Genomic DNA, 2,574 nt, shown 5'->3' with positions numbered 1-2,574 from the left:
CTCGAAGGTATAGTCTTGCTGGTAAAACAAAAACAGCCCAAATAGGCTGCCACTCATACCCAGTAGGCTGCTCAGAGCGGCGATCGCAACATTGACTCGATACTCCAGCTCAACCGCGATTGCTGCTCCCCAAAACCGCTGCAAAATTCTGGCATAGTGGTGAAGATTGCCTAACACGCTTTAACCTATCCTGAACAGAGATGAAATGGAGTGAAGACCTTAGGAGACCATCCGTATCCTAACACCCGCAAGGTTTACATCCCAGTTACGCCATGTTGCGCAGTGCAATAATTTGTAATACGGGGGTATGATGGTCGATAGATGTACCTAGTCAATTGAATAGAGAAGGAGTGAAGTCCATGTCTCACACTATCTCGGCGTCTAACGTCTCGACCCAGTCTAACTTCACGGTGGTTGAACTAACACCCGGCGTGTATGTTCGCACCTCCATTCCTGCCGCCAACCACGCCGCCCTACGAGCTGGGTTTGCTGGATATACGGTGAATCCCCGCTGGACTGTTACCAAGCTGCGTGCATGGAAAAAGGGACGGCAATGGCGCGATGCACTTGCTCGTCAAGAAATGGTTGTGCGTCCTAGTGACTCGATGCTGGTGTTTGCTACCCAACCCGGTGCAGATCCATCGCAGTCGTCTGATACAGACAAGCCGGTTCAACCTTCGTCGGGCAACTGGTTTACCCGCAAACGGATGGCGATCGCCTCCCCCTTTGCATAATCCTATCGAATTGAGGCCATTTAGAATCCACTATGGATAGTTCCAGTAGTACCGGTAGCATACCGAAGAGAGGCGCAGCCCAGGCTGCGCCTCTCGTGTTTTAAATGGGCATCGCTACATATGCCCAACTAGTACCGCAAGACAGAAAAACGAAGACAGAAAAACGAAAAGGAATTCCAGGACACACAAGGGTTTCTGCCTTAGCAACTAGGCGGGTTACGTCCGTCTCAGAGTACTAGCTACCGCGATAGGTGCTATAGGACCAGGGGGAGACCAGCAATGGCACATGATAGTGGGCAGCGGAATTCGCCACACTGAAGCGCAGGGGAATCTCATCCAAAAACGGTGGATTGGGAGCTGCTTGGTTGAACTGCGCAAAATAGCTGCCTACGGAAAAGACCAGCTCATAGGTACCTACCTTAAAACTGCTGTCGCTCAGCAAGGGAGCATCGGTGCGGCCGTCATCATTGGTGGTGACCTGGGCGAGGAAGAGACGGTCGCCTTCGGCTGAAATGCTCCAAAGGGCGATCGCTACCTCCGCTGCTGGGCAGCCGTGGGCGGTATCAAGAACATGGGTGGTCAAGTATCCGGTCATGGTGAAGTTGCTTGCACTAAAATCTGACCTCAACCATACCGTAAACCCCATCAAAGCGATCGCCCCTGCCCTAGACAACTTAGACAACTCAGCCGACTGGCACACGCCGTCACGAGGTTGCCAAGGCTGGGTTTCATTGACGACAACAACCAAGATCCTTAAGGGTCACTGTCTGGAGAACCATGGCGGCGATCGCCACCCAAGATTTCACCCTGCCGCCATCGTTCCATCCGGACAACCACCTGACAAAGTGCCACAGCTCCAAGCGGCTATGCCGGAAACTACGAAATCCTAAGGTGTAGACCTGAGTATCAATCCGTAGATATCCCTAGAGAGGAGAACCTACGCGATCGCCACCCACATCTCCCTACCATCTATCTCGACATCATTGTCACAGAACGTCATGAATCCTCGAAAATCTTCACTCGTGCATCCGGCCATGTCAACGACAAAAACCGCAAAAGCAACGGTACATCTATCGTTTAACACGCTTAGCCCCTTTGAGCGTGTTCAAGATCAATATCGAGACCATGGCATTCAGTTCGAACAGGCGATCGCCCTATCGCCTACCAACCCCGCCTTTTCCCACTACGCTCACCCCTTGGTGCTCATGCCCACGGCAGGACACACGTCGCTCATCCTGCGGTTTTCCCCCAGCGTGCTGCACATTAGCGCCTCGGTGATCGGTCTGCGCCAAATTAGCCTGGTTGCCCTTGATGCCCAGGGCAAAGTGATTGCCCGCCATGCTGTTCACGGCAAGCGATCGCTCCACCAGCATCGAGACTTAACCCTCCCCTTGCCTTGTTTAACCCTCGATGCGATCGGGCCCAATATGCACCAGGTAGCGCTGATGTCTGATGCCCCATTTGTGGTGAATGATATTCTGTTTACGCCTAGCCTAAACGAGTAGGTAGCCAGAGACGAGGTGCTCATCCTGTAGAATTTCCAAGACAATTTTAACGACCTGAGCCACAACGTCCCTGACAACGCTAGGATACTAGGGATACAAACCTGCTCCATCGATCTTGGAGTAAACCCGATGCAACCTTTGCTAGGAAGCTATGCGATCCTAGTGACAGGGAAAAACTGTATTGCGGGTGAAGAGTGTGTCTTTCATATCTAGAACGGATAGACTGGATGACGTTAGGGCACCCTTGATCCACCATCAAGCCATCCTCAGTGTGAACATCGCTAACGCCTATCACTGTGAACGTTATTGACGCAACATTGCTTAAGCTATCCTTC

4 protein-coding genes are annotated in these 2,574 nt (G+C 52.1%); 3 read left to right on the top strand and 1 reads right to left on the bottom strand.

Translation table 11 applies throughout. The features are described 5' to 3' along the window. The first annotated feature begins 359 nt into the window (after positions 1 to 359). On the top strand, positions 360 to 734 hold the full coding sequence (locus V6D20_24375) for a hypothetical protein (protein HEY9818917.1): 375 nt from the start codon (positions 360 to 362) through the stop codon (positions 732 to 734). Between the two features lie 235 nt (positions 735 to 969). Here V6D20_24375 and uraH read toward each other — a convergent pair whose 3' ends face one another. Further along, the gene (uraH, locus tag V6D20_24370) at positions 970 to 1,329 is read right to left on the bottom strand and encodes a hydroxyisourate hydrolase (GenBank protein ID HEY9818916.1); all 360 of its coding nucleotides are present in this window, start codon (positions 1,327 to 1,329) and stop codon (positions 970 to 972) included. Here uraH and V6D20_24365 point away from each other — a divergent pair. Together V6D20_24365 and V6D20_24360 are read left to right on the top strand one after the other, a co-directional pair. Beyond that, complete coding sequence (locus tag V6D20_24365) at positions 1,328 to 1,624, top strand: hypothetical protein (protein HEY9818915.1); 297 nt, start codon at positions 1,328 to 1,330, stop codon at positions 1,622 to 1,624. The two genes, uraH and V6D20_24365, sit on opposite strands and share 2 nt — an antisense overlap. Positions 1,625 to 1,768: 144 nt before the next feature. After that, positions 1,769 to 2,239, top strand: a complete 471-nt coding sequence (locus V6D20_24360) for a hypothetical protein (protein ID HEY9818914.1) — start codon at positions 1,769 to 1,771, stop codon at positions 2,237 to 2,239. Positions 2,240 to 2,574 lie beyond the last annotated feature (335 nt).

It is taken from the genome of Candidatus Obscuribacterales bacterium, assembly GCA_036703605.1.
GTDB lineage: Bacteria > Cyanobacteriota > Cyanobacteriia > RECH01 > RECH01 > RECH01.
Note: the sequence above shows the minus strand (reverse complement) of the source record. Positions and strands in the feature narration are given on the sequence as shown.

Coding starts and splice junctions, on each gene's coding strand:
- V6D20_24375 (HEY9818917.1), top strand. CDS start 360: ATGTCTCACACTATCTCGGCGTCTAACGTCTCGACCCAGTCTAACTTC.
- V6D20_24365 (HEY9818915.1), top strand. CDS start 1,328: ATGGTGAAGTTGCTTGCACTAAAATCTGACCTCAACCATACCGTAAAC.
- uraH (HEY9818916.1), bottom strand. CDS start 1,329: ATGACCGGATACTTGACCACCCATGTTCTTGATACCGCCCACGGCTGC.
- V6D20_24360 (HEY9818914.1), top strand. CDS start 1,769: ATGTCAACGACAAAAACCGCAAAAGCAACGGTACATCTATCGTTTAAC.